The sequence below is a fragment of the Pseudoalteromonas galatheae genome (assembly GCF_005886105.2).
Lineage (GTDB): Bacteria > Pseudomonadota > Gammaproteobacteria > Enterobacterales > Alteromonadaceae > Pseudoalteromonas > Pseudoalteromonas galatheae.
This window is the reverse complement of the sequence record NZ_PNCO02000001.1, coordinates 1,389,617-1,413,410: the sequence shown is the minus strand read 5'-3', so window position 1 is coordinate 1,413,410 and position 23,794 is coordinate 1,389,617. Positions and strand designations below refer to the sequence as shown.

General features: G+C 41.7%; 18 protein-coding genes. 8 read left to right on the top strand and 10 right to left on the bottom strand.

Going from position 1 to position 23,794, the window contains the following annotated elements; all coding sequences use genetic code 11:
- Positions 1-482 precede the first annotated feature (482 nt).
- The 4 genes from CWC29_RS06165 to CWC29_RS06150 all read right to left on the bottom strand — a co-directional run bounded on the left by CWC29_RS06165 (position 483) and on the right by CWC29_RS06150 (position 6,014).
- Positions 483-1,130 (bottom strand): TetR/AcrR family transcriptional regulator, encoded by a 648-nt coding sequence (locus CWC29_RS06165; RefSeq protein ID WP_128728302.1) that lies wholly within the window; start codon positions 1,128-1,130, stop codon positions 483-485.
- A 263-nt stretch (positions 1,131-1,393) separates the two neighbouring features.
- A complete protein-coding gene (locus tag CWC29_RS06160; protein WP_128728405.1) occupies positions 1,394-2,698 on the bottom strand; it encodes an NAD(P)/FAD-dependent oxidoreductase in 1,305 nt (434 codons plus the stop codon).
- Positions 2,699-2,912: 214 nt separating this feature from the next.
- Positions 2,913-4,178 (bottom strand): Xaa-Pro dipeptidase, encoded by a 1,266-nt coding sequence (locus CWC29_RS06155; RefSeq protein WP_128728303.1) that lies wholly within the window; start codon positions 4,176-4,178, stop codon positions 2,913-2,915.
- Positions 4,179-4,268: 90 nt separating this feature from the next.
- On the bottom strand, positions 4,269-6,014 hold the full coding sequence (locus tag CWC29_RS06150) for an MFS transporter (protein WP_138522679.1): 1,746 nt from the start codon (positions 6,012-6,014) through the stop codon (positions 4,269-4,271).
- A 74-nt stretch (positions 6,015-6,088) separates the two neighbouring features.
- Here CWC29_RS06150 and CWC29_RS06145 point away from each other — a divergent pair, with 74 nt between their 5' ends.
- Positions 6,089-8,503, top strand: a complete 2,415-nt coding sequence (locus tag CWC29_RS06145; RefSeq protein ID WP_138522681.1) for a hypothetical protein — start codon at positions 6,089-6,091, stop codon at positions 8,501-8,503.
- A 307-nt stretch (positions 8,504-8,810) separates the two neighbouring features.
- Here the strand turns inward: CWC29_RS06145 and CWC29_RS06140 are convergent, their stop codons facing one another.
- The 4 genes from CWC29_RS06140 to CWC29_RS06125 form a co-directional block, all read right to left on the bottom strand.
- Entirely contained in the window at positions 8,811-9,248 is a 438-nt protein-coding gene (locus CWC29_RS06140) for a hypothetical protein (RefSeq protein WP_128728306.1), read from the bottom strand.
- Between the two features lie 512 nt (positions 9,249-9,760).
- Positions 9,761-12,427 (bottom strand): TonB-dependent receptor plug domain-containing protein, encoded by a 2,667-nt coding sequence (locus CWC29_RS06135; RefSeq protein WP_138523190.1) that lies wholly within the window; start codon positions 12,425-12,427, stop codon positions 9,761-9,763.
- Positions 12,428-12,741: 314 nt separating this feature from the next.
- On the bottom strand, positions 12,742-13,392 hold the full coding sequence (locus tag CWC29_RS06130; RefSeq protein ID WP_138523191.1) for a DUF2987 domain-containing protein: 651 nt from the start codon (positions 13,390-13,392) through the stop codon (positions 12,742-12,744).
- Positions 13,382-14,203 carry a glucosaminidase domain-containing protein gene (locus CWC29_RS06125; RefSeq protein ID WP_138523193.1) on the bottom strand — a complete coding sequence of 274 codons (822 nt, stop codon included), beginning with the start codon at positions 14,201-14,203 and terminating at the stop codon, positions 13,382-13,384. The genes CWC29_RS06130 and CWC29_RS06125 overlap by 11 nt, the downstream gene beginning before the upstream one ends.
- Positions 14,204-14,458: 255 nt before the next feature.
- Between CWC29_RS06125 and CWC29_RS06120 the strand changes: the two genes are divergently transcribed.
- The 4 genes from CWC29_RS06120 (at position 14,459) to CWC29_RS23670 (ending at position 17,539) form a co-directional block, all read left to right on the top strand.
- Positions 14,459-15,754, top strand: a complete 1,296-nt coding sequence (locus CWC29_RS06120) for an anti-phage deoxyguanosine triphosphatase (RefSeq protein WP_138523194.1) — start codon at positions 14,459-14,461, stop codon at positions 15,752-15,754.
- 143 nt (positions 15,755-15,897) lie between these two features.
- Entirely contained in the window at positions 15,898-16,314 is a 417-nt protein-coding gene (locus CWC29_RS23680) for a hypothetical protein (protein WP_235956537.1), read from the top strand.
- A 9-nt stretch (positions 16,315-16,323) separates the two neighbouring features.
- Positions 16,324-16,605 (top strand): hypothetical protein, encoded by a 282-nt coding sequence (locus CWC29_RS23675; protein WP_235956536.1) that lies wholly within the window; start codon positions 16,324-16,326, stop codon positions 16,603-16,605.
- A 268-nt stretch (positions 16,606-16,873) separates the two neighbouring features.
- Positions 16,874-17,539 carry a ShlB/FhaC/HecB family hemolysin secretion/activation protein gene (locus CWC29_RS23670; protein WP_235956535.1) on the top strand — a complete coding sequence of 222 codons (666 nt, stop codon included), beginning with the start codon at positions 16,874-16,876 and terminating at the stop codon, positions 17,537-17,539.
- Positions 17,540-17,547: 8 nt separating this feature from the next.
- Here the strand turns inward: CWC29_RS23670 and CWC29_RS06110 are convergent, their stop codons facing one another.
- Entirely contained in the window at positions 17,548-18,936 is a 1,389-nt protein-coding gene (locus CWC29_RS06110) for a histidine kinase dimerization/phospho-acceptor domain-containing protein (protein ID WP_138523196.1), read from the bottom strand.
- A complete protein-coding gene (locus CWC29_RS06105; RefSeq protein WP_138523198.1) occupies positions 18,933-19,610 on the bottom strand; it encodes a response regulator transcription factor in 678 nt (225 codons plus the stop codon). The genes CWC29_RS06110 and CWC29_RS06105 overlap by 4 nt, the downstream gene beginning before the upstream one ends.
- A 204-nt stretch (positions 19,611-19,814) precedes the next feature.
- Here CWC29_RS06105 and CWC29_RS06100 point away from each other — a divergent pair, with 204 nt between their 5' ends.
- The 3 genes from CWC29_RS06100 to CWC29_RS06090 all read left to right on the top strand — a co-directional run bounded on the left by CWC29_RS06100 (position 19,815) and on the right by CWC29_RS06090 (position 23,770).
- A complete protein-coding gene (locus tag CWC29_RS06100) occupies positions 19,815-21,716 on the top strand; it encodes an LTA synthase family protein (RefSeq protein ID WP_138523218.1) in 1,902 nt (633 codons plus the stop codon).
- Positions 21,717-21,879: 163 nt separating this feature from the next.
- Positions 21,880-23,400, top strand: a complete 1,521-nt coding sequence (locus tag CWC29_RS06095) for a phosphoethanolamine transferase (RefSeq protein ID WP_235956534.1) — start codon at positions 21,880-21,882, stop codon at positions 23,398-23,400.
- Entirely contained in the window at positions 23,390-23,770 is a 381-nt protein-coding gene (locus CWC29_RS06090; RefSeq protein ID WP_010605037.1) for a diacylglycerol kinase, read from the top strand. Before CWC29_RS06095 ends, CWC29_RS06090 begins: the two co-directional genes overlap by 11 nt.
- Positions 23,771-23,794 lie beyond the last annotated feature (24 nt).

Genomic DNA, 23,794 nt, shown 5'->3' with positions numbered 1-23,794 from the left:
GTACCGACGAATTTGTACAACTAATCTAGCTGCGCTCATGCTTTTGACATTGAAATTTTTGCCAGTGCTTATCTTTTTACTACGCTGTTGCCATAATTTCTCATTAGCTCAACTAGGTTTAGTTTATCTTTTAAGTTTATTTTTCCGGCAACCTGACTGGTATTTATGAAAGCTAAGTTACCCCACATCCTTGTTGAGCAACACAAAAGAAGTGCTAATCAAGCGCTGTCCTTTGGGTTCACCTGGGTGCGCTTTGTTCATTGTTTCTCAACTTTTGCTTAGTTAGATTGCTAACCGGCAAGTCAAGCGTTGCCCCCCTCAAGAGAACAAAAACCAAACAGCAAAGTTGAATAACCCCTAACAATTCTCCGTTTGGCTATACCAGAGGTCATTCGATTATACCGAGGATTCTACTCTCGAGTTTCGATCAGCTATTCACACTCATCTGTAAAATAAAACCAATATGATTAAGAATAGTGTCGTCATGATGTCTTCTGTTCAGCAATTTGAGAGAGAAACACGTTAAAGATGGCTTGTTGATGTTCACCAAGCGCTTGCCAATGCTGAGTGTTTTTGCTCTCAATACCTAGCAATGGTTGTATTACGGGCGGTACTAAAAATGGAAATGAAGATAGACTAAGGCAAGTTAACAATAACCACTCAACACGAATAGGTTTCGATGGCACGAGTTGCCTAAACGCCGAATTCAATATTTTTACTCCAACTTCCACATGCTCCAAGAAGATCCGTCTAATGATCTCATGCTCCTTAGAATGAGTATCGTGTAACGCAATCAAAATGATCTTCGGAAGTGTTGGGTAAGTGCTCATCACTTGGTAATAGTTCTCAACAAACTGAGTCAATATAATCGGCGATACATCTTGTAGCTGTGACACCTTAACTTCCTCAAGTAAACCTAGTAAAGGAGCTGCAACTTCACGAAATACCGCTTCAAACAAACCCGCCTTATCGCTAAAATAATATTTTATTAAAGCGACGTTCACGTCAGCCTGCTCAGCTATTGCTCTCGTAGTGACGCGATTATAACCTTTTCTAATAAATAAGTTTTTTCCCGCTGTCACTAGTTTATCCCTCGGTGTCTCCGCAATCTCTACTAACTCTTCAGTCATATTTTTACTCCTTTAATCGCATGATTAATCATACTAGAGTAAAAGTAGATATTTCACGACCCATTTCGTTAATCAAAAGTAACAAAGTGATTAATTACTCTTCCAAATCAAATTTCTGCCGTTTATTGAAATATAGAGCCGGCCATACTGGACTTCACCTTAGAAGTTTATTGTAGCGTTTGTATTGCTGAGCAAGATTATTATGGCACGCTTACATTTGAAACCGACCTTCGTCGGCTTTTAAGTAACATATCAAACTGGGTTTAGTGCAGTTTCATTTTTGGCCGTACCACTCTAAGCACCTTTTCGCTTATCCATAGTGCAAAAGTTTTTGCGATACCATGGATTGCGCGCTGATGCATTCTATACAACGAGATGTACATGAATCGCGCTATCTTACCTTCAATAAAAAAGCTATTGCTGGTTAGATTTCCCATTAAACTCCCAACGGTGCTATAGCGAGATAAATTCACTAAAGAGCCGTGGTCACTGTAGGTAAACTCTTGTAAAGGTTGATTTTTTAGTGTTGCAATTAGATTTTTCTCTACACATTGCGCCATTTGATGGGCCGACTGAGCACGCGGCGGCACTTGAGTACCATCCGCTTGGGTAAATGCGCAGCAATCACCGATGACATAAATATGCTCATCTACACTGCTTTGTAAGTATTGATTTACCTTAATTTGATTATTGCGAGTAAGCTCGAACAGCCCAATCTCTTTAATAAAGTCAGGTGCTTTTACCCCCGCAGCCCACACTTTGATGTCTGCCTTTAGCTGCTCATCTTCTTTAGTAATAAAACTGTCTTCAGTTGCCTGCTTTACTTGGGTACCTTCTCGCACCGTGACACCGAGCTTCACAAGCTCCTGTTTAGCTGAATTGGCAATACGCTCAGGGAGTGCTGGTAATATTCGAGGACCTGCTTCTATTAAATCGATACGAAGGCGTTTGGCAGTCATTTTATTCAGCCCGTACATTTTCAACATGTCAGACACATGATACAGCTCAGCAGAAAGCTCAACGCCTGTAGCACCACCACCAACAATGCCAATAGTTAACGAATGCTTCTGATCATCGTCTTGATGTAAGCGTGTAAAGTTATCGAGAAGTGCATGCTGAAATCGCTCAGCTTGCTGATTTGAATCGAGAAAGAAGCAGTGCTCCTTGACCCCTGGAGTATTAAAATCATTGCTAATACTACCAATAGCAAGCACTAAATAGTCATAGTTGACTTGTCGCTCTGGGAGAATACGATGACCGAGTTCGTCTCTTAGCTCGCTCAGCGTGATGGTGTTATTGATTGAGTCTACGTGGCTAAAACTGCCGAGTTGAAACTGATAATAATGCTTTGCCGCATGAGCAGAATAAACCACACCATCTAAGTCAGCGTCAATAGATCCTGTCGCGACTTCATGGAGCAGCGGTTTCCAAATATGGCTACGATTTTTATCAATTAATAAGATTTCTGCTTGGCGCTTTTTCCCGAGTTTATGTCCTAGCTGTGTAGCCAACTCTAAACCACCAGCACCACCACCGACTATCACGATTTTAGGAAGTTGCGTATTCATCATGTTGCCCTTAAAAGTATAATACTTAAGTACTCTAGGGTCTTAGAAAAGCACTTAGGTATTTCAAATCCATCATGAAATACCTTGTCTGGCAACGCTTGCTATTGTGCGCCTTTTTTGCTCGTTTGTCAGCGGATAATGCCAAAATTAATCGTCAGTTCCTCAAAGGTCAGGACGTAGTTGTTAAAAAAAGCATTAGCTGCTGAGCATTTGGTTATTGCTTCTCTACTTTGCCGTCTTTCATCACAAAAGTGACATTTTCCATCACGCCAATGTCTTTGAGCGGATTGCCTTTAACCGCAATAATATCAGCAAGTTTCCCCGTCTCAAGCGAGCCTAATAGTGTGTTTTGCTTGAGTAACGTCGCTGCGTTAATAGTAGCGGCCTGCAGAGCCTGTAGCTCAGTCATACCAAATTTCACCATGCGGCTAAACTGCTTACCATTGTCACCGTGAGGATAAACGCCAGCGTCAGAGCCAAACACCATATTCACGCCTGCTTTTACCGCTTTTGTAAAACTAGCACGCTGAGTAGCCCCAACTTTACGTTCTTTATCTAAGCTCTCAGGCAAAATACCTGCTTTTTCGCCCTCGCCAAGGATATATTCCGTATTGTAGATATCCATAGAGAAATACGTACCTTTGTCTTTGGCCAGCTGAATGGCTTCATCATCAACAAAACTGACATGCTCAACCGAGTTCACACCTGCTTTAATTGCGGACTTGATACCATCCGTGCCGTGTGCGTGGGCTGCAACTGTTAAGCCACGTAGATGCGCTTCGGTTACTATCGCCGTCATTTCCTCTTGAGAATATTGCTGAGCCCCCACTTTAGTGCCTTTAGATAGTACGCCACCCGTTGCACAGAACTTGATTAAGTTAGCGCCATATTTAATATTTTCACGTACCTTTTGCCTTACCGCCCAGGGACCATCAGCTACCCCTTCTGAAAAGACTTTATGCTCATGGGTTAGGAGGTTGTTGTCACAATGGCCGCCAGTGATCCCAAGTGAAGGGCCTGCTGCATTTACACGTGGGCCTGATACATCACCATCAATAATGGCATCTCGCAGCGCAATGTCAGCATAGCCAGCAGCACCGAGGTTACGAACAGACGTAAAGCCCGCATCTAGCGTGCGCTTGGCGTTTCTAACGCCAGTAATTGCCGCTCGAGGTGCGGTACGTTGCAACCTTTTGTAGCCATGAACATGAGCATCTGAAGTTAAGTGGACATGCATATCAAATAGACCGGGTAATAATGTGTGACCGCTTAGGTCTATCACCTCTGCGCCTTTTGGATAGGCTTTACGATTTGATTTTCCGACTGAAATAATTTTATTGTCTTCAACGACCACAGTGGCAGGTGAGATAAGCTTGCCTGACACCACATCAATTGCAGAGTCGGCATTTAAAACATACGTTTGTGCATGCACACTACTTGAAACAAAGAGGGCCGCGCTCATCCATATTTTTTTATTCATGTTACTTCCTCATTTTTTGCTTGAGTGTAGAGAGAATATGGCTTGCAAACAAACCGATCGCGACCAATAACTGTTCCCATTTCAATAGTGCTATGTTTTTCTGTCTATTATCACTTTGTTGAACCAGAATAATGCAATGGCAGTTATAAGCGCGATAGCGGCAAATAGCCCCCACATTAACTCAGGTGCCGCCATTTCTTGTACTAACACTTTATAGCTCCAACCAGATAAAAATCCAGCAAATAAGAAGCCCAGCGCCATAGAAACAAAGTAGTATCCCATATACAACGCAGCTTGAGATTGAGGCGCGATACTCGCGACATACTCTTGGCTTTTAGGAGAGGCAAGCATTTCACCAAGCGCGATAAGCAATATGACAGTGACAATGAGCTGACCGCTTAACCAGTCGCTATCGCTAAGTAATGCGGTAAACGCAACCGCCATCACCAGTAAGCCTGTGACTAACACATAAAATGGTCTAAATCGCTGACAGAGAAAGCTCACCAAAATTTGTGCGACCACGATCGCTGCAAAGTCTAAGTTGATGAGATACTCAGGATTGATTTGACGATATTGTACGAGTTGCTTAGCAAGGGCTTGCGCTTGGTGCTGTGAAAGAGCCTGTCCATTATCATGAAGCGCATTTAGCGTTTGTAGTATCAACTGTATTTGCTCATGGGGGACATTCACTTTGAGGTGAACCCATTCCAGCCTAATGGTTTCAATGGATACCGTGCCACTTTCCTTAAGCTCATTGAACAGCGTAAAAATAGCAGCAGTTAACTTATCAATATCAACATGCGCTAAAAACGCGACGCCAGAATCGCCAAACCACGCCAATATATCTCGGGTATCTGCATAATCACGGATATACACAGGTAAAGTATAAAACAGCTGATTATACACAGTCCAAAAGCCTGCAAGGATCAGCAAATATAACGCAAACGGCAGGTTACTCACCTTCATCGGTTGTTGCCACCATGCTTTAGTCGGCGCTCGATTTATGAGTACTCTGTCCCACACCCAGTTAGCTACTAACCAGATTGCAATCCAAGTAAACGCCTGACTGTAGTCAGAAAACCCAACGCCTGCCGACATCAATAGCGCCAGTGCGACAAACAGCGCAAGTGCTAAACGTGTATTACCCAGCACCGACTGTGCCGTTTTTAATACTTGAGTAGGAGATTGCTTGGTTTTAGGTAATGTTTGCGGGTCTTTGTAAAATAACATCAAGGGGATAAAGTTTATGGCAATCCAAATCGCCGACATCATAAATACCGCATCCCAGCTAATAGCGCGCATATACCCCGCAACCAAAGGACCTAAAAACCCACCAATATTCACCATGGTATAAAAGATCCCAAATCCAAGGCCACGATTACCATCGTTTGTACTGTGACTGACGGTGCCAACAACCACAGGTTTAAAGCAAGCAGCACCCAACGCAACAAAGCTCAGCGCAGCAAAAAACGGCCAAAAACTCTGTGCCTGTCCCAGTAAATAATAACTTGGTGTCATCACCAAAAATGCAAAAAAGAACATCTTTTTATACCCGACGCGATCTCCCAGCGCACCAGTTACAACAGGCAAAAGATATAAAAAGAAGGGAATAATCCCCTGCACGGCGCCACGCTCTATATCAGTAAAGCCAATACCACCTTGTGATTTTGGGGTTGTCATATAAATTGATGACACAGCGAAAAAGCCATACCAAGCGAGCCGTTCGAATATTTCCATGATATTCGCAATGTAAAAAGTTCGACCAAACCCAGAAGACGACTTTGACCGATTTGCTCCATTGAGATCTGGCTCACACCACTGCTGCTGATTTTGCATAATGACAATACCTGTTATCTTTGTTATTTTATATTGCATACAATATACACAAATAGTAACGAGAGAAAAGTATCATGTCTTTATTTTATCTATTCCATACCTTTTATCGGCGAATATCCTCTGTGCAAAAGCCACAGCTAGTGTTTGCTCCTCTAATTGCAATACTTGCTTTACTCAGTGGATGTAAAACTACACGAAGCGATATTGTTGCTATACCAAGTCCCGCCGATATGCGCTCTGAAGTAAGCGTTAATGGCCGAGTTAGTACGTTGAAACACATCGATATCCAACATACTGGTAAACAAATTCCGCTCACTTATAGCGATGGAAAAATAGCTAACTCGCGGGGATATGACTGGTGGGTGAGTAAACATTTTGCACTCAAAAGTGACCTGCCTGAAGACAAAGTAAAACTTTATTTAGAATTACTTGAAATGTCTTACCCTCATTATGTTGAATTGTTTGGTATGGCACCCGCCGCGATTGATAAGAAGAGAATCGCTGTCGTTTATGGCAGTTCACGCCAACGTACAAAAGAAGCCATGCTAGATGATGGCTTTTTGCGCGGCGTACATAAAACGGCTGGCGGCGAAACTATGTTTTATAACCGTGCAGGGTACAACTTTCCGAGTCATCGCCAGCATCACCAACGCTACATCGTGATCCACGAAACTATGCATGCGTTTCATATGGCACTGAACGGTCACTCAACTTGGGCACCCAATTGGATCACTGAGGGGATGGCTGATGCCATTGCAAGCCACGTATATAATCCAAATAAAAAGCAGTTAACTGTGATGGTTTTTGACCGTGCTCCAATGAATTATCTGCACTTGGGTTTACAGCAGTATTACCAAAATGGCCAGCCATCTTTCGAAGCAATCAATGATGATCCATCACTCAAACGCGGGCTCAACTTTTTTATCGTACATTTTTTATTGAGCGATCCTGAGCGATATCAATATTTTAAACGCTTTATCGGCAAATTAATGGACGCAAATCCTCACTCTGAAAACACCTTGCCAACTGCCAATGCACTCTTAAAACAGACCTTCCCCGATTGGCCTCAGCTTGAACAGCAGTTTGCAGCGTTTGTGCGCTCTGCCACGCCAAGTTTTTATATTGTCGATGGGCCTTGGGAGCAAAACGGTGCCGCATATTGGCTCAGAAATACCGAAAGCAAAACACTTAATCGTCTCGATATTCATCCAAACTTTTCCTCTACACATGTCGTGATGGATTTTCCCGCCCCCGATAAAACACCTCTAATCAACTCACTTGATGGGCATAGTGTTGCAGTACTAATCGACTTCGAACCAGAGCAGATAAAACGTGGGGAAATTGGCTTTGCGTTAATCGCTGATTTAACAATCGAGAGCTTAGATGCGCGTCTCGGACGCGTTAAACCAAAAGAAATTGATTTCAATAAAGACACTCTACTGCAATTTACCCTTCAAGACGGAGTAAAGTTAACAGTCTCAAGCAATCAAGCATTGTTTCCTGCAAAGTCTATCGCACTGCTGCCGCAATTACGCAACGATATTAAGCTATATCATCAAGTTGCGCTCACGCTTTCAAAGCGGGACGATACACTGATTATTAAAATGAAAACACAACACCATGAGCAATTGGCTAGGCTACCGTTGATCCAAATTGGTGTTTCAGACCTTAGCTTGCAAAAAATAAGTCTTCTTGGCCGAAATAACAATCATAGAATAACGCCGTACTTTGCTGCGCATGACTACTTGATCACGAATGAACAAACCACTAATCCTTGGCACTTTAAAGATGCACCTTTACTTCGCAGAGCTTTTAACACTTGTGTGGAATATAGCGCTCAGTTAAGTGATTGTATGACCCCACTTCGCGAAATCTTTAACAAACAGAAATCTAGGACAGTCACGGAAACTGAGCATAAAACCCTCAACCACTTGCTGCAGCAATGGCAATCAACACTTGGCGACGATGCGCTCTTTACGCTAAGTGGTATCAACATCCAGGACTATTTTTCTGATGGAACGCACGACCTTTACGTCAATAACCCCAGTACCCATGATGTTGCGCTAACTTACGGTAACCACAAAAAAATTCTAGCTTCAGGTGAACACCGTATTTTATTGCCAAAACATACCTTTCAAAACTTAGTGATTCGTTGGAACGGACTAACACAACATAAATCTCTTCTAACGCCAGAGAAGTCTTTTGATGGCGTAAAAATGGAAGTCACTATTCATGACAATATAACCATCACGCTAACCGGCCCCTATTCAGGTGCATCGAGTGGCACATTACGCGTCGGTTTTACCCCATTCCACTCATTCAAAAATGATGAGCCTCTTTGGCAACTGCCCGTCACCTTTGCACCTTATGAAAGTAAAACTTTTAACCTAGATAAGCTACGGGGGCTAAAGGATGGGTTACTTGAGATCACGGGTGAGTTTGACGTTGATGGTGAACCGATTAAGTTGATAAAAACAATCAATTTATAAAGCCTGTACTCACTATAGGACCTTTGCTGTTTGATTGTCGTTCTCCTGAGTGTGTTTTGGTCACGACGCTCGACTTTCCGCCAAGTAATCTAAGCAAAAGTTGAGCAACAATGAACAAAGCACACTTAGGTGAACCATACCGCAACAGAGCTGTATATAGGCAGAAATCGAATCAAATAAGACCCAACACTCGACTTTAATTCGGTGTTTCCTTTTAAATTTTCATCTCCCCAATCGGCCTATTATGCACCGCTGTAACGCGTATTTCGAATTTTTTGGGACTTATCTATCTCATTGGTAAACTAATTTAAGCCATGACATCAAGGCCTAAAGCATGTTCTGTCTGCAGATAATCTTTACCATGAAGCTCTTTTACAATCGCTAATCTATTTTCAAGGAAGTTTGCCTGATTAACATCGCCGATACTCTTACTATACTTTATAGATTGCTCGATTTGCCCGATGTAGTCAGTTCGGACATCCCCCATTTTTCCTTGTTGTCCATCCAAGTATAATCGCCCATTGGGTAGAACCATAGGAATAGGAAGATCTGCAACGCCTGCACGGACTAGCATATTGTATTCATTTGGAGATATATTGTGCATATCAATCCGTTTTTCTATTTGCGACTCAACCGATGAAGAAGAACTGCTAAAGGCTGAATCCGTTTCTAGACCGGATTGTGCTAACTTGTTGCTATTATTACCTGATGTGGCAAATATTTGCCCTACTCCTTGGATCTCCATAATGAACCCCTGTGTTTTATTGGTAGCCTAACTTTAAAAAGCAATTAGCAAGCCACTTTTTACACCTCTTTTAACCCCCTACCATAAGTAAAGAAATAGTCGATTTATACCAGTTGTATTAAGTAAATGATCTATCTTGAAGCGGGAAATAGCTTTAGTAGCACCGCTCTCGCGTCCTGCTACCGCTAAGGTACCTATATCCATATAGGCAAGGCAAAAGTTTTGCTATTTAGTTGTTCTAAATGAGAAATTTTTAACGAAACTAATATGCTATTTCACCCTTCAAATTGATTAGAGAACTAATTCAATTGGTATTAATGTGATTGGGCTTATTACAAATAAAGTTTACATTGCACTGTTTCTTAAAGGAAAATGCAGTAACTCGGATATTACGAACAACACATAAACTGGAAATAGAAATTAGATCATAAAGGTCAACTGACCATAGTCAAAGATTTAACTTTTTTGGGGAAGCTTCCCTCCAAGCCTCTGGAGGGAAGAGTTAATGTAGCTTAAAACTGGTAAGCAAATTTCACATAAGCTTGACGACCAAGGATACTGTGTGTCTTATTATCAATACCCATTGACTCTGAAGGCGCTAGCGGCGCTTCTTCATTGAACAAGTTCGATGCACCTAGTGTTACTGTCAGCTTCTCTACACCAATATAACTGACACTTGTATCAACCGTAGTCCAAGAATCGATTTCATACTTGTTGCCATCACTGTCAGCTAGATCTTTGTAAGAATCAACATAGTTTACGCTGATATTTGCAAGCCAATCGTTTTTAGCCCAGTCCATGCCTGCGGTCCAACGGAACTGTGGATGCTGGTATTCTCCATTGAGATCTTCTGCGACATTGAATGTGTTACCTTGATCATCACTTTCAAATGACTGCTCTTCAAAGTTAAGTGCGTAAGTTAAGTTGTAATTGAACTTAAACTCGCCCATTTCACGAGTAGTTAATGCGTAGGCTAAGTTAACATCGAAACCGTCTGTTTCACGACCACCAATGTTAACAAAAGTGTCGTTAATAGTCAGAATACGACCAAGTGTGCTACCTTGATTAGGCGCACGCACCACCAAATTAGGATCAGTACCACAACAATCAACTAACTTCTGTGCACCTATCTTCTTAATAAGATCTTCTTGATCATAGTTCCAGTAATCCACACCGATGCTAAAGTCATCGGTTGCCTGCCACACAATACCTAAGTTGTAGTTTTCTGATTCTTCCGGTTGAAGATTCTTGTTACCAGATACAATCGCGGTGTATTCATACGGACTACAATCATCATCGGCACCTGTTTGACGACAACGTTCGCGGTCTATCACACTTGGTGATTCGTCAGTTCTACCTAGATGTAACTGCACAAGAGAAGGTGCTCTAAATGCAGTTCCCCAAGAGCCTCGAACTACAACACTGTCAATTGGTGTCCAGCGAAATGCCACTTTCGGATCGGTTGTTGTTCCAAAGTCACTGTAGTCTTCATAACGAAGCGCTAGTTGTAGCTCTAAATTATCCAGTACTGGCACACTAAACTCAGCGAATAGCGCAGTATTGTCTCTATCACCATTAGCTTGTGTTGCTTCAGTACCAAAGATTTCGCCTCTGATGTATTGGCTATCAGGATTATCTTCGATTTTTTCGTAGCGATGTTCGAAACCAAACGCTGCTGCAACGTAGCCTGCACCCAATTCAAATAGTTCACCTGAAATAGTACCGTCTAATGATTGCATGGTTGATGCACCATAGCGTGTAGTCGTGGTTTCAAAAAACGCCAGACCGGCTTCTGTATTGGTGCTTGGTTCAAATGGATTCCAAAGGCCCTCATCAATCGCTTGTTGCGCTCTTAGTTTGTTCGGAAAGCCATCAAAGCCTTTTTCGACTGCACTTGAACGAATAGCAGAATACGCAACTTCCCACGACCACGCATTCCATTCACCACGCGCACCGAGAACAGCACGATAGTATTCGGAATCAACATCTTTTTTACGGTTACCGATATCAACCGTACGACGACGCATGGAAATATCTACACCATGTAAGAAATGGTCTGGGTCGTTAAACAATGGGTGATTTGGGTTATCACCATCCATAAATAGTTCTGTAAAACTTGGACTACCTGCACCTTGAATGAAGGTTGAGGAGTGCTGTGCAGAAATTTCTGCAAAACCTTCAATTCCATCGGTGATTTCTTGTACGCCGTTATAGTTAAAGCTAATACGCTCTGTCGATGGGATTGCGGTCATGTGTGGCGCATAATCATAGCGACAGATATCACCAATATCTAAAGCAGGGTCACACTTATCATTTCCCCATACATCAGTAAAGATAGTCTGCCTAACTTGAGTACCATCGTCTTCAACACGAACAACAGGTAATCTCGCCCACTGCTCGTCTGTGAGCATACTTCTCATTACCTCAACGCTTCCTGGCACACCTGCAGAGCTTAATGAGTTATTACCACCACGAAAACGCTGATCAGCAGACGCCGTATAATCTCGATCTGCATACGTTAAGTGACCGCGCTTGAAGTAATCTAATGAAAAATTATGGTGGCCATTTTGTGTTGACGACCCCCAAAGAAGAGTAAAGTTTTGTTCTTCGGCACCACCATCTGCGGTATCAGAGATTTTACCCGCAACTTCAAAACCGTCGATATCATCACGAAGAATGATGTTAATAACACCAGCTACCGCATCAGAACCATAAGTCGCTGAAGCGCCATCTTTTAGAATATCTATACGCTTAACCGATGATACCGGAATGGTATTTAAGTCAACAAACGAAGTTTCAATATCTTTTGCAAATGGGCTCACTGCAACGCGACGACCATTGATCAGTACAAGAGTTGATGAGGCCCCAAGTCCTCTTAGCGCCACACTTGAACCACCATTTGCGGTGTCATCACTTGAGTTACCTTGCGTACTAAAAGTCCCCGTTCCTGAAACTGGTAGTTTCTGTAGTGCGCCAATAAGGTCCGTTGATCCTGTTGATGCTAGATCAGCAGCTGATAAACTTTGGATTGGTGACGGGCCTTCTAAGTCTGTTCTTTTTATGTGAGAACCGGTCACTTCAATACGTTCAACTTGCGTTGTTTCTTCAGCCTTAACTTGTTGATTCATGCCAATTAAAATAGCAATTGAAAGCGCACTGAGTGGTAATTTATAGGTCATCCTGTTTCCCCTTAAGTTAATAATTACACTGTAGTTTTTTTAATAATCAAAACATTATTAGCACACCACGTAAACTTTAACAATGCATTTATTTAACACAAAGTTTCCAATTTAGGGATGTGACGACAGAAAAATGCGACGAATATACCAAACTATTTTCCAGTCTGAATTATTGCCAAAAGAGGGATTAAAGGTCGTAAAGAGGAAATTTGACATGTAAAAACGCGAGGATGAAGTAACATCTAATAAATTTAGCCAGCTTGAAGAGCTACGACTAAAGTCTAAAGACGTTACTTCATATTATAATAGACTAATTATAATGCTAGCCAAGGTTGTACTGACTGCACATTAGCAGAGTCAGCAAAATGTGTATTGTCATTAAGCCATGTTTTAGGAACAGTGATTTGACAGACTTGCGATTCACACTGCATAGTGGCGTTAGTGACTTTTTGAGTATGGTCAAAGGTTACAATGACCCCTTGTTGCTCTGGTAGCAAAAATGATAGCAAGTTTTTAATAAAGAAACCCGATAGATCAGCCAACAGCTCCTCAAATTCCATTTGCATTTTATAAAGGTCAGATCTGCTTAGAGATGTCGTATTAAATAACTCGGCTTCAATCTGCATTTTTAGCTGACAGTCCGAGTGTCCACTCTTTGTTTCAATCAACACTTTTGCTTTGTCTTTGTCCAATTCTTTGTCAAATGGAAGCAATAGTTGTGCTTCATCGGTATACGATAATGGAAAACTGGCCTCTTCGGTTACAATATTCCCCTTGGTGATTTTACATGGCTGCATGCTCACTGTATCGACAAGGTAAAAACCCACACGTGCAAATTCAAAATCGCCTTTATTTACTACTTTTAATCTGTCGTAAAAACTATCGTATGCAAAGGTGACCGTGTTAGCGGAGGCTATCGCACTCCAAAGTGCCATTATCAGGACAAATACAATCTTACTCTTCATCAAAATACGCTCGGTTATGTCTTATCATGTCGTTAAGTTCGTTCACGTAGTCTTCACCACGTTCTGAATAACTCAACAGGCCACTTGTTAATACTGTCGCATCAATCGGTGCTTTTTGAGCTCGCAGCTCTGCTCGTACCAAACGCAACTCTCTGTATGCATCATTGGTGTTGATATTTCTAAAGTACGACTTAACCGCAGCCCGTACCGACTGAAATGCTCTAACTTCGTGATCTGCGGCGTCTTCTCTACGTCTGGGTACCATACCGCAGCCCTTTGTATAACACCACTGACCAAAGAAGTTTAATCCAATTCGCGCAAATCGTGACGTGCCCCAAGCGGATTCATTAGCAGCTTGCATCAACGCCAGCTCTTTAGGAATAATATCCACTCGGCGTAATGCTCTTTTGAGCGACGATTCATTAATGGCTTCACCTTTTAAATCATACTTTGTGAAAATCAATGCTATCTTTTCTATTTGTTTTCGTGTCAGGGTTTCATCAAATTGCACCATCATCAGCGCAATTTCAAGCGTGGCTCGTTGCTCCAAGATCTGTTTATTTTCGGCTTCTACATGCGGTTTAATAAAGTCGAAAAATGCCGTTTTCTTTTCATTGATATCACGAATGGCTGAAAAATTGGGTAGTTTTACGCTATGAAGTGGCTTTTCAGGCACCTTAGGTAAGACTTCTGTGCCCGTATCCTCTTGGTCTAAAACGGTATCTTGAGGGCCCTTATCTTGGACAAAAGGGAATAAGAGTGCCCAAATAGTCACTAGGGCAACAATGAGTTTAATCAGTTTAGCTTGCATACTTCTCCTCGCAGTGGCGTTGTTCTGGAAACGGAGTCTCTTTCCCTAAGTCTCTAAGAACTTTTCTCAAGCCCACTCAATAACAGTTTTATTCTGTTACTATAGTGTGATAAGGCGTTGATAACTTGCGCCAAAATAACAGTATTCAAAAATAGCGGCTGATAATATCAAAAGCCGCAATTAAACGCGAATTTTCGTTCAGTTATCGTACATAGTTTAGACGAATTTAAGGTATAAAGAAAAAGGAACAGAGGTATGACGTCTAACGCTTGGCAGCAGCGTCTGCTATCGCAGCAAAAAAACCGCCCTAACGACAACCGCTCAGCATGGCAAATTGACCGCTCAAGGATCATACATGCCGCGGCTTTTAGGCGCTTGCAAGCCAAAACCCAAATTATGGCAATCGGCGTTAACGATTTTTATCGGACTCGTCTAACCCACTCTTTGGAAGTATCGCAAATAGGCAGCGGTCTACTGCGCCATTTAAGAAAACAACACCCTGAATTTGAACACTTTCCTTCGACAAGCCTTATTGAAACTTTGTGTCTAGCCCATGATATCGGCCACCCACCCTTTGGCCATGGTGGCGAAATCGCACTTAATTACCTTATGCGTGACCATGGAGGATTCGAAGGTAATGCTCAAACCTTGCGCATTGTAACTAAATTAGAACCCTATACTAAAGGTTATGGCATGAACTTAACGCGCCGCACCCTACTAGGTTTTATTAAATATCCTGCATTAATCGACACACTTTGGTATCACCAACCAACGCAAACACAAAGTCGAAAGTACATATTGTCTAGCGATTGGCTGCCTGCTAAAGGTATTTATCAATGCGACCAATCTGTATTTGATTGGATCCTCTCGCCATTTTCTCAAAATGACCAAAGCAAGCTGCAGGAAACCGAAGTAAAAGATACTTTTCGTCGCAAGACTAAGTTTAAATCGTTAGATTGCGCCATTATGGAATATGCCGATGATATCGCCTATGCAGTTCATGATTTAGAAGATGCGATTGCAACCGAGACCCTTAACGAGGCAGCATGGCATGATTTCGCTCTACCTGAATTACAAAAGTTAGACTCAACTTGGTTAAAGCAAAACTTACAACGCGTGAGCGAGAGTTTATTTTCAGAAGATGAATCTAACCGTAAAGATACTATAGGCGAACTCGTCAACCTGTTTATTGTGCACTGTAAACTCACCGTTCAAGACTCAGATTTTGACTCCGCCCTACTTCATTTTACCGTTGAGATGGCACCCGAATTTCAAGAGATCCTGCAAGTATTAAAAGTGTTCGTATATCGAAGATTAATTCGTGAACCTAAAATGCAGCAAATTGAGTTTAGTGGTCAAAACCTGCTTATTGATTTATTTGAAGTTTTTGCCAGTGACCCAATGCGATTATTGCCGTATACAACCCAAACACTATTCCAGCAAGCAACCGATGAAACGCAGCAAATGCGCGTGTTAGCGGACTATCTTGGTGGTATGTCTGATGAGTATGCACGAAAAGCGCATCGACGCTTATTTACCGGGGAACTGTAAACTCTGTTCGTAGAGGCAAAACTTAATCATGAAAAACTCGCATACATTGGCAATTAACTCATTCTTTAATTTTTCTTAAGCCTTTCTTAAGTATTGGCATATATGTTTTCAACGTAGCTTGATATTTTTCAGTTGGAGCATATATGCCAGCCAAAACCGTTGCGGTATTCGTGTTAGTCACTTCAATCACTCCTGCGTTTGCTGGTGACCCATTTAGCATCGACTCCCTTTACAATAATGATGCTGAACATAGTAATAAAATGGCGCGACAGACGGATAAAGCAAGCCAAGAGAAAAACATCAAGATTGAGTCTATCGAAATAAACTCAAACCCTATTTTTAATCCAGACAACCCAGAAACGACCTCTTTCCATGACTTCGCAAACTGGCTACATATAGAAACCCGAGATGCGACTATCGCTTCTCAACTCCCTTTTCAGGCTGGTGGCCTAGTCAGCGAGGCCGATATTTTAGAGGCTGAGCGGATCTTGCGTGCTAAAAAATACATCAGAGAGGCGAAAATCAACTACGCCAAGCCTTGCAGCAGTGCCGAGCCATAGAAAATATCAGTGCAAACGTGGGACACCTGGAGTTTGCTGCCCAGTGTCAACTTTGGCCGAAGTAGTGGAAACAATAAGTTAAGTTTGGGGTTTAAAGAGGAAAACTTGTTAGGGTATGGCGTTAGGGCATCCGTAAAATACAAATCTGATCATGAACGTTCCGGTTACCATACCGTGTTGCAAATGCCTGCGCCATGGCAACCACATGCCATGATAACGGTGCAAGCAGATGATTATGATAACGGTCAAATATTTACCTTTCTATCAGCGCTCCAGCTCTTTGTTATATAGAGCTTATATTAATGCACAAGACCAAACGACTTCTATCTATCATAACGGTCAAACATAAAGTCAGTTTCGATATAATGGTACATCTGCGCGGTTTGCTTATGGCCGTTTATGGCAGCAAACCAACACCACCACCCTGAGGTGGATAGCTGGTGTCGATTACCAAGATGTCAGCTATGACGAGCCAAACTTAGCCATAAGAGATAACCTTTATGACTTCAAACTGTTAGCGCCTTGGATTAGCCTTCAATATATCGCAGATAATTATATCGTGCTACAAGATGTAGACTTAATCAATCACAGTGAAGATTTCAACCTCGGATGGTCACTTGCGGCTAAAGCAGGTATTGATACCGAAGCAGATGGAGTTGGCTCAATTTGGGAGTTTTCAGCCAACAAAGCATGGCTATTTAATGAGGATCTTTTATACCGATTTAAAGCATCAACCAATGCCCAAATCGGCACGCAGCAAGGTGATAGAGTATGGTCTACTCTCGCTGCAAAGGTAAATTATCGCTGGAGCGATAGTTTTGCTTTTTATGCTGATGTCATTGCTGCGTGGCAAAACAAGGAATTTGCCGAGCGTCCTCTTGCTCTCGGTGGAGAAGAAGGGATCCGTGGCTTCCCACAAAGCTATCAACAAGGTATGCAAACGGTCAAATCTTCATTCGAGCTCCGTATGTATCCTAACATTAATATTTATCAGCTTGTTGATTTAGGGTTCGTTGGCTTTGTTGATATGGGAAAAGCATCCGGGAATATACAACATCCTAATATAAGCAATAAAATGCTTGGCAGTGTAGGGCTCGGAGTTCGTTTATATTCCGCTCGTTCAAGTAACGAAAACGTAGTGCATATAGACTTTACTAAACCATTAAGTAACTATCCTGAAGTTGACAGCTGGGAACTGGGTTTATCAGTGGAAACTCACTTTTAAATAGTGCTTCAAAGGGTCAATGTAAAGGTGATGGTGCTCCCTTCCAACGCAACAGTGAGTTCCGCATCAATGGCTTCAGCAAAGGCCCTAGCAATAGGCAACCCCAAGCCAAAGCAATCATTCGCGCTTCTCGACTGGTCGCTTTGCCATAGTGGTTCAAATAACTGTGCTAAATTCATGTTTTCGAGCTCGCCGGAAGCCTGATTGCTCACCCGAACATTTATCCCATTTGTCGCCCCCTTTTCAACAACAATAAGTGCTTCGGAACCCACTACACGGTGGCGCTTGGCATTTTTTAGTAAGTTACCAATGATGCTCTCAACTGCCATTAAGTTGGTCTGAATTGGACATTCTGAGCAAGTTGTCTGAATCTCAACATTATCAAGTGCTATCTCACCAATCGAACGGTTGACGACTTGCAATACATCAACAACATCTTCTTTAGGTAGCTTTATCTGCTCGTATTTATGTAACAACATTACGTTGGTGACGATGTTTTTCATCCGCTGACTTATTCTTAATACTTCTGGCACAAAGTCATCCATCAATTCATTGTCTTCGGGAAAGCGTGAAATAACTTCCGCCAAATTAATGAGCTCCGTAATGGGCGTTTTTAGTTCGTGCGAAATATCTGAGGTTAAGCGCTTTTCTCGCAAGTACAGTTGTCTGTTTTCAACGATAAAACGGTTTAAGCTTTGCTCAACGGGTAATAGCTCAGAGACTGGCTTTTCTAATATTATGGTGTCTGAATCTTTAGAAAAATTTAGTTTGGCTATCTGAGCGTTCATGCTATTCAACGGCGCGAGACCAACATCGACCGTTTTACGCACAAAGACACGAATAAACACCACAACACATACGATAGTCACGATAAAAACGATATCAATGAGCCAAAGAATAAAGTCCAGCCCCTCCGACGAGGCCGCATAGGCAATAACAAGTTCGTCGTCAAAAGATTTTTTTTCCCCTTTTAGGGTATGGATCTGCGGAATAAAACGGGTATATATGATCCGTCCCGCACGACCATCTGGCAGGGTTTTATTTACCACTTTGCTCTCGCCAAGTGATAACGACAAATAAGGTAACTCGTGTTGCGAAAAAAGATCTAAACTGTCAGAGCGTGCAAAAACTCGGTCGTTCAACCAGATTTGATAATATTCGGGCTCGATATTGCCAGTGAATTCAGGTAAAAACTCACCGGAAAAGTGCAGTTCAAGATGATCTTCATCTTCAGAGACTAACGTCATCAGCATGCCAACTTTTGTATGCATCGCTTTGTCGAATTGTGAGTCAATCCAAGAGTCAACAGCCAAATCTGTAGCGAGTAAAATGGCGACTACAACACCTGTGATGGTAATTGATAATGTGCTAACTAAGTTCCCTCGGATCGACTTCATGGTAGTTGCTCAACATAATATCCAAACCCGCGTTTAGTTTTAACTGGCAAGCATTGACCCAACGCTTTTACCTTTTTGCGTAGCGAAGAAAGGTGAGCTTCGATAGCATTTTTCGACACACTATCGAAATTGCCGGTAATATAAGTGCTCAATTTTTCTGATGTAATAATCTTATTTTGATTAGTAAACAAACATTCCAAAATTTTATACTCATTGGGTGTTAAGTCTATTCGCTGCCCTGCAATTAACGCCGACTTTAGCTGCAAGTCAATGGTCAAAAAGCCATGCACGATTTCATCACCATCTTGTTTAAATGCCCCTCTTCTCATTAGCGTTAATAGCCGTGCATGCAGCTCATCAAACGAAAAGGGCTTGGCGAGATAGTCGTCTGCACCACTTAATAAACCCAGCACTCGGTCTTCAGGTTGTGACTTTGCTGACAACACCAACACTCGAGTATCATTCTTATGTTGTCTTAGCGCTTTAAGCACGCTTATGCCATCCAAACTGGGCAACATGATATCTAAAATAATTACATCATAGTGATCCATCAGCGCCATACTCAAACCGCTAGAGCCGTCCGCCGTATCATCTACCGTAAAGCCCAGTTTAGAGAGCCCTAAGGTTAAGCTGCGACGCAAGGACTCAGAATCTTCAATCAGTAACACATTCATAAATAAACCTTTGGCTAGTGCTTAATGTCACATAGCTTAGTTGCTCAAACTTAAGATTCGCTAAAGAGAACTTCAACTTTCATCAATTCCGAAGGATTTCCTAAGCTTTTCTTAAGTTTCGTCGGATAGTCTTGTGATAAATGCAGCTATTCTTAACATTCTATGAACAAAGTACACTTTTCAACTCCTTATGCAAAACCTTTCATGGTGTTTTTCTTGTCCTTGTTGGTAATTTTGACGCTTAGCCGTTTAGGACTATCGGCTTGGATGTTAGAGAGAATGGCAGGCTCTGATCCTTTGACCTTTGTGATATCAGGCCTTCGAGTTGATTTGAGTACTATCGCATATCTCGCGATACCACTCTTATTGTTAATGGTCACACACTATTTTATGCCTAAACCATTAAAGCCTTTACTTACGGCGCTAATAACGGGGTATATTGCGTTGGGTATTGCATTTGTCCTACTACTTGAAGCTGCAACTCCTGCATTTATTTTGCAATACGACATCAGACCGAACCGTTTATTTATTGAGTATCTGATTTACCCCAAAGAAGTTATTTCAATGTTGTTGAGTGGCCACTTGGGCACAGTGATATTCACCCTGCTTTTATGTACTTTAGCTTTAATAACCACCTTGAGATATTTTCCTCGCATTGGCAACGATGTGCCATCAAAGAGGAATATGGCTATCTCTACTTTTTGTAGTCTTATCTGTTTAGCGCTATTAGCAAGAGGCACTCTGAGTCATAGACCACTTAACCCTGCTACCGTCTATTTCTCACAGGATGCATTGGTTAATTCGCTGACCATCAATTCAGCTTATAGTGTTGCGTTCGCAGCAAAAAATATGGGCAGCGAAAAAAGTGCCAGTGCGCTTTATGGTTCGCTATCCAAAGAAAAGGTTTTTGATACAGTAAGAAAAGCAAGTTACAAACAAGATTTTATCTCAAATACACTTCCTACCCTAGCCACTAATCTGGCATATCATCAGGGCAAAAAGAAAAACTTAGTAATTATCTTAGAGGAAAGCTTAGGCGCACGTTTTGTCAGCTCGCTGGGGGGAGCAAACCTAACCCCAGAGTTAGATAAACTGTATCAAGAAGGCTGGGGGCTGGAGAACCTCTACGCAACGGGCACCCGATCGGTTCGCGGAATTGAAGCCGTGATCACCGGCTTTATCCCCTCACCATCACGCTCCGTTGTTAAGCTTTCAAAGTCTCAGCAACAATTTTGTACGTTGGCGGATATTTTAGCCAAAGAAAACTATACCACACAGTTTATTTACGGTGGCGAAAGCCACTTCGATAACATGAAAAGCTTCTTCTTAGGAAATGGCTTTCAACGTATCGTTGACTTTGATGATATTGAAAGCCCGGAGTTTGTTGCGTCTTGGGGCGCCAGCGACGAAGATCTGTTTAATCAAGCGGATAAAGAACTAACTCAGCTGAGTGAAGAAGAAAAGCCATTTTTTAGTTTGATCTTTACATCTAGCAATCACGACCCGTTTGAAATTCCTGACGGAAAAGTAATGTTACCAACAAATCATAAAAGTGATAAACCTGCGCGAGATCTCGCTATCAAGTACGCCGACTATGCGCTCGGAAAGTTTATTGATAAGGCCAAGCAAAGCCGCTATTGGCAGGATACTATCTTTTTAGTCGTTGCAGATCATGATGTCAGGGTGTATGGATCCGAGCCCATCCCTATTAAGTCTTTTCATATTCCAGCCGTTATTTTGAATTCAGACTTTAATCAGAAACAAGATAAAAGATTGGTCAGTCAAATTGATTTACCTGTCACTTTGCTTTCTTTAATAGGGGTTGAACGCCCAACGCCTATGCTTGGTTTTGACTTAACCAAACAATATCCAGTGCAAAGAGCGATGATGCAATATTACGATAATTTTGCCTACATTGAAGATGACAAAGCCGCCATTTTGATGCCAGGAAACAAAGTGAGTTATTGGCAATATGACGTGGCGACTAAGATGCAAACACCACTGGTGAATACAACGCACACCGTTGATTTGAAAGAAAAAGCACTATCTCATGTATTATTTAGTAATTTGGCCTATCAGGAGCAAATTTATCGATTAAAAGAGTAAAGCATAAGGTTGCCTTAAGTATTTCTATAGAAAATAAAGATAACTTAGTTTTTATTTTCTCATCAGGAGTTGGATATGTTTAAATTTTTAAAACATATCTCCCCATCAGGCTATACCAGCCTGATGGTTCTCGCCACCCTTTACTGTACCTAATGCTACTACAATGCAGGACTGGTCCGATTGGCTATTTTTAGCGTCTGTCCCTATTCTTTTATTTTTCCTGACACTGTTACTATTTAGTTGGCTTTCTTTAATCACCTTCGTACGGCCTTTATTATTTATCACCATTGTGTTATCTAGTGTGTTGCTATACGCATCAATAAACTACGGCGTCATATTTGATAAAAACATGATACAAAACGTTATTGAAACAGACACAGGGGAAGCATTTTCATATTTAAATTTAAAACTAGTTATTTTCGTACTAACCCTGGGTTTAACCCCTGCTTATTTAATAACAAAAAACAAAATAAAACAGCCACTAAAGCAAAGGCTAAAATCCTTTACACTCATTAATTTTGTTTCAATTACCTTCATCTCTTTGATAGCCTTTAGCTTTTATCAAAACTATGCCTCCGTTGGTAGAAACAATAAAGAAGTCGCAAGCTATATCACGCCATTTTCATTTTATATTGCAGGATATAAATACCTGAGAGATAACTATTTTTATCCTCCATTACCATTTCGATTACTAGATAAAACACCTGCTTTAGCTTCCAAATCAAGTGCTAATATCACCGTTATCGTTGTTGGTGAAACTGCACGTGCAAGCAACTTTTCACATGGAGGCTATAAAATAGATACTAACGAATACACTAAACAGGACGGCATCAAATATTTCAGTAACATGTCATCTTGTGGCACAGCGACAGCAATTTCAGTACCCTGTATGTTTTCACGGCTAGATAGAGCACATTACAATAGCCGTCTTGCTCAGAGCCAAGATAACGTGCTTGATGTGATCCACAGGGCTGGCGCCGAAGTGTTTTGGATAGACAATAATAGTAGTTGTAAAGGTGTATGTAATCGGGTTGAGAATTATCGGATTGATACTAACAAGGATAACCCGCTGTGCGACGGTAAGTATTGCTTTGATGAGGTACTAATCCCATCACTTATGACTACCATAAACAACGCGCAAACAAGCAATATTGTTGTTGTCTTACATATGATTGGCTCGCATGGCCCAACTTATTATCGCCGCTACCCTAAAACACAGCAAAAATTCCTCCCAGATTGCCAACGTAGCGATATCCAAAATTGTACGCCTCAAGAATTAGTGAACACCTATGACAATACCATCGCTTACACAGATTTAGTGTTGCACAAAACCATTACACAACTGTCTTCGTTAGACGCAGAAACAGTCAACATGCTCTATGTTTCCGATCATGGCGAATCACTTGGTGAAACCGGATTATATTTACATGGCTTTCCATATCGTCTAGCACCTAAAGAACAAACTCAGATCCCGATGATTTACTGGAGTAACCGCCTAACAAATAAAAGCTACAGTGGTTGCATTGACGCTGTAAAACAGCAACCCCTTTCTCATGACAATATCTACGATACGTTACTTGGCTTAACCCAAGTTAATTCGAAAACCTATCAGTCCAAAAATGACATATTTGCAACCTGTCAAACTCAATTACTCGCAACTAATGGAGAAACTAATGCATTTTGATAACACCAATAAGCCAACTGGAGCAAAACGACTATTGCTGGCGCTTGGACACTCATTTAGAGCGTTTAATTGGCTCACAAAAAATGAATCCGCCTTTCGGCAAGAGCTTATTCTACTGCTGGTTACTATCATTTTGCTGTTTACACTTGAACTTTCACTCTATGAGCGCGTTATGTTGTTTTGTGCAACGCTGTTTGTGATGTTTGCAGAGATAGTAAATACTGCTATTGAAGCAACAATTGATAGAGTCGGTTTAGAAATCCACCCACTGTCGGGGCTTGCCAAGGACTTGGGCTCTGCAGGCGTGTTGATCGCACTTATCGTTTTTATCTGTATCTGGGGCAGCTGTTTATATCAAAACCTCTACTAGTAATTAATGGCCAATGATGCTTAT

Excerpts from the sequence above, each read along its gene's own strand:
- CWC29_RS06165 (WP_128728302.1), bottom strand. The coding sequence starts at position 1,130 with ATGACTGAAGAGTTAGTAGAGATTGCGGAGACACCGAGGGATAAACTA.
- CWC29_RS06160 (WP_128728405.1), bottom strand. The coding sequence starts at position 2,698 with ATGAATACGCAACTTCCTAAAATCGTGATAGTCGGTGGTGGTGCTGGT.
- CWC29_RS06155 (WP_128728303.1), bottom strand. The coding sequence starts at position 4,178 with ATGAATAAAAAAATATGGATGAGCGCGGCCCTCTTTGTTTCAAGTAGT.
- CWC29_RS06150 (WP_138522679.1), bottom strand. The coding sequence starts at position 6,014 with ATGCAAAATCAGCAGCAGTGGTGTGAGCCAGATCTCAATGGAGCAAAT.
- CWC29_RS06145 (WP_138522681.1), top strand. The coding sequence starts at position 6,089 with ATGTCTTTATTTTATCTATTCCATACCTTTTATCGGCGAATATCCTCT.
- CWC29_RS06140 (WP_128728306.1), bottom strand. The coding sequence starts at position 9,248 with ATGGAGATCCAAGGAGTAGGGCAAATATTTGCCACATCAGGTAATAAT.
- CWC29_RS06135 (WP_138523190.1), bottom strand. The coding sequence starts at position 12,427 with ATGACCTATAAATTACCACTCAGTGCGCTTTCAATTGCTATTTTAATT.
- CWC29_RS06130 (WP_138523191.1), bottom strand. The coding sequence starts at position 13,392 with ATGAAGAGTAAGATTGTATTTGTCCTGATAATGGCACTTTGGAGTGCG.
- CWC29_RS06125 (WP_138523193.1), bottom strand. The coding sequence starts at position 14,203 with ATGCAAGCTAAACTGATTAAACTCATTGTTGCCCTAGTGACTATTTGG.
- CWC29_RS06120 (WP_138523194.1), top strand. The coding sequence starts at position 14,459 with ATGACGTCTAACGCTTGGCAGCAGCGTCTGCTATCGCAGCAAAAAAAC.
- CWC29_RS23680 (WP_235956537.1), top strand. The coding sequence starts at position 15,898 with ATGCCAGCCAAAACCGTTGCGGTATTCGTGTTAGTCACTTCAATCACT.
- CWC29_RS06110 (WP_138523196.1), bottom strand. The coding sequence starts at position 18,936 with ATGAAGTCGATCCGAGGGAACTTAGTTAGCACATTATCAATTACCATC.
- CWC29_RS06105 (WP_138523198.1), bottom strand. The coding sequence starts at position 19,610 with ATGAATGTGTTACTGATTGAAGATTCTGAGTCCTTGCGTCGCAGCTTA.
- CWC29_RS06100 (WP_138523218.1), top strand. The coding sequence starts at position 19,815 with ATGGTGTTTTTCTTGTCCTTGTTGGTAATTTTGACGCTTAGCCGTTTA.
- CWC29_RS06095 (WP_235956534.1), top strand. The coding sequence starts at position 21,880 with ATGCAGGACTGGTCCGATTGGCTATTTTTAGCGTCTGTCCCTATTCTT.
- CWC29_RS06090 (WP_010605037.1), top strand. The coding sequence starts at position 23,390 with ATGCATTTTGATAACACCAATAAGCCAACTGGAGCAAAACGACTATTG.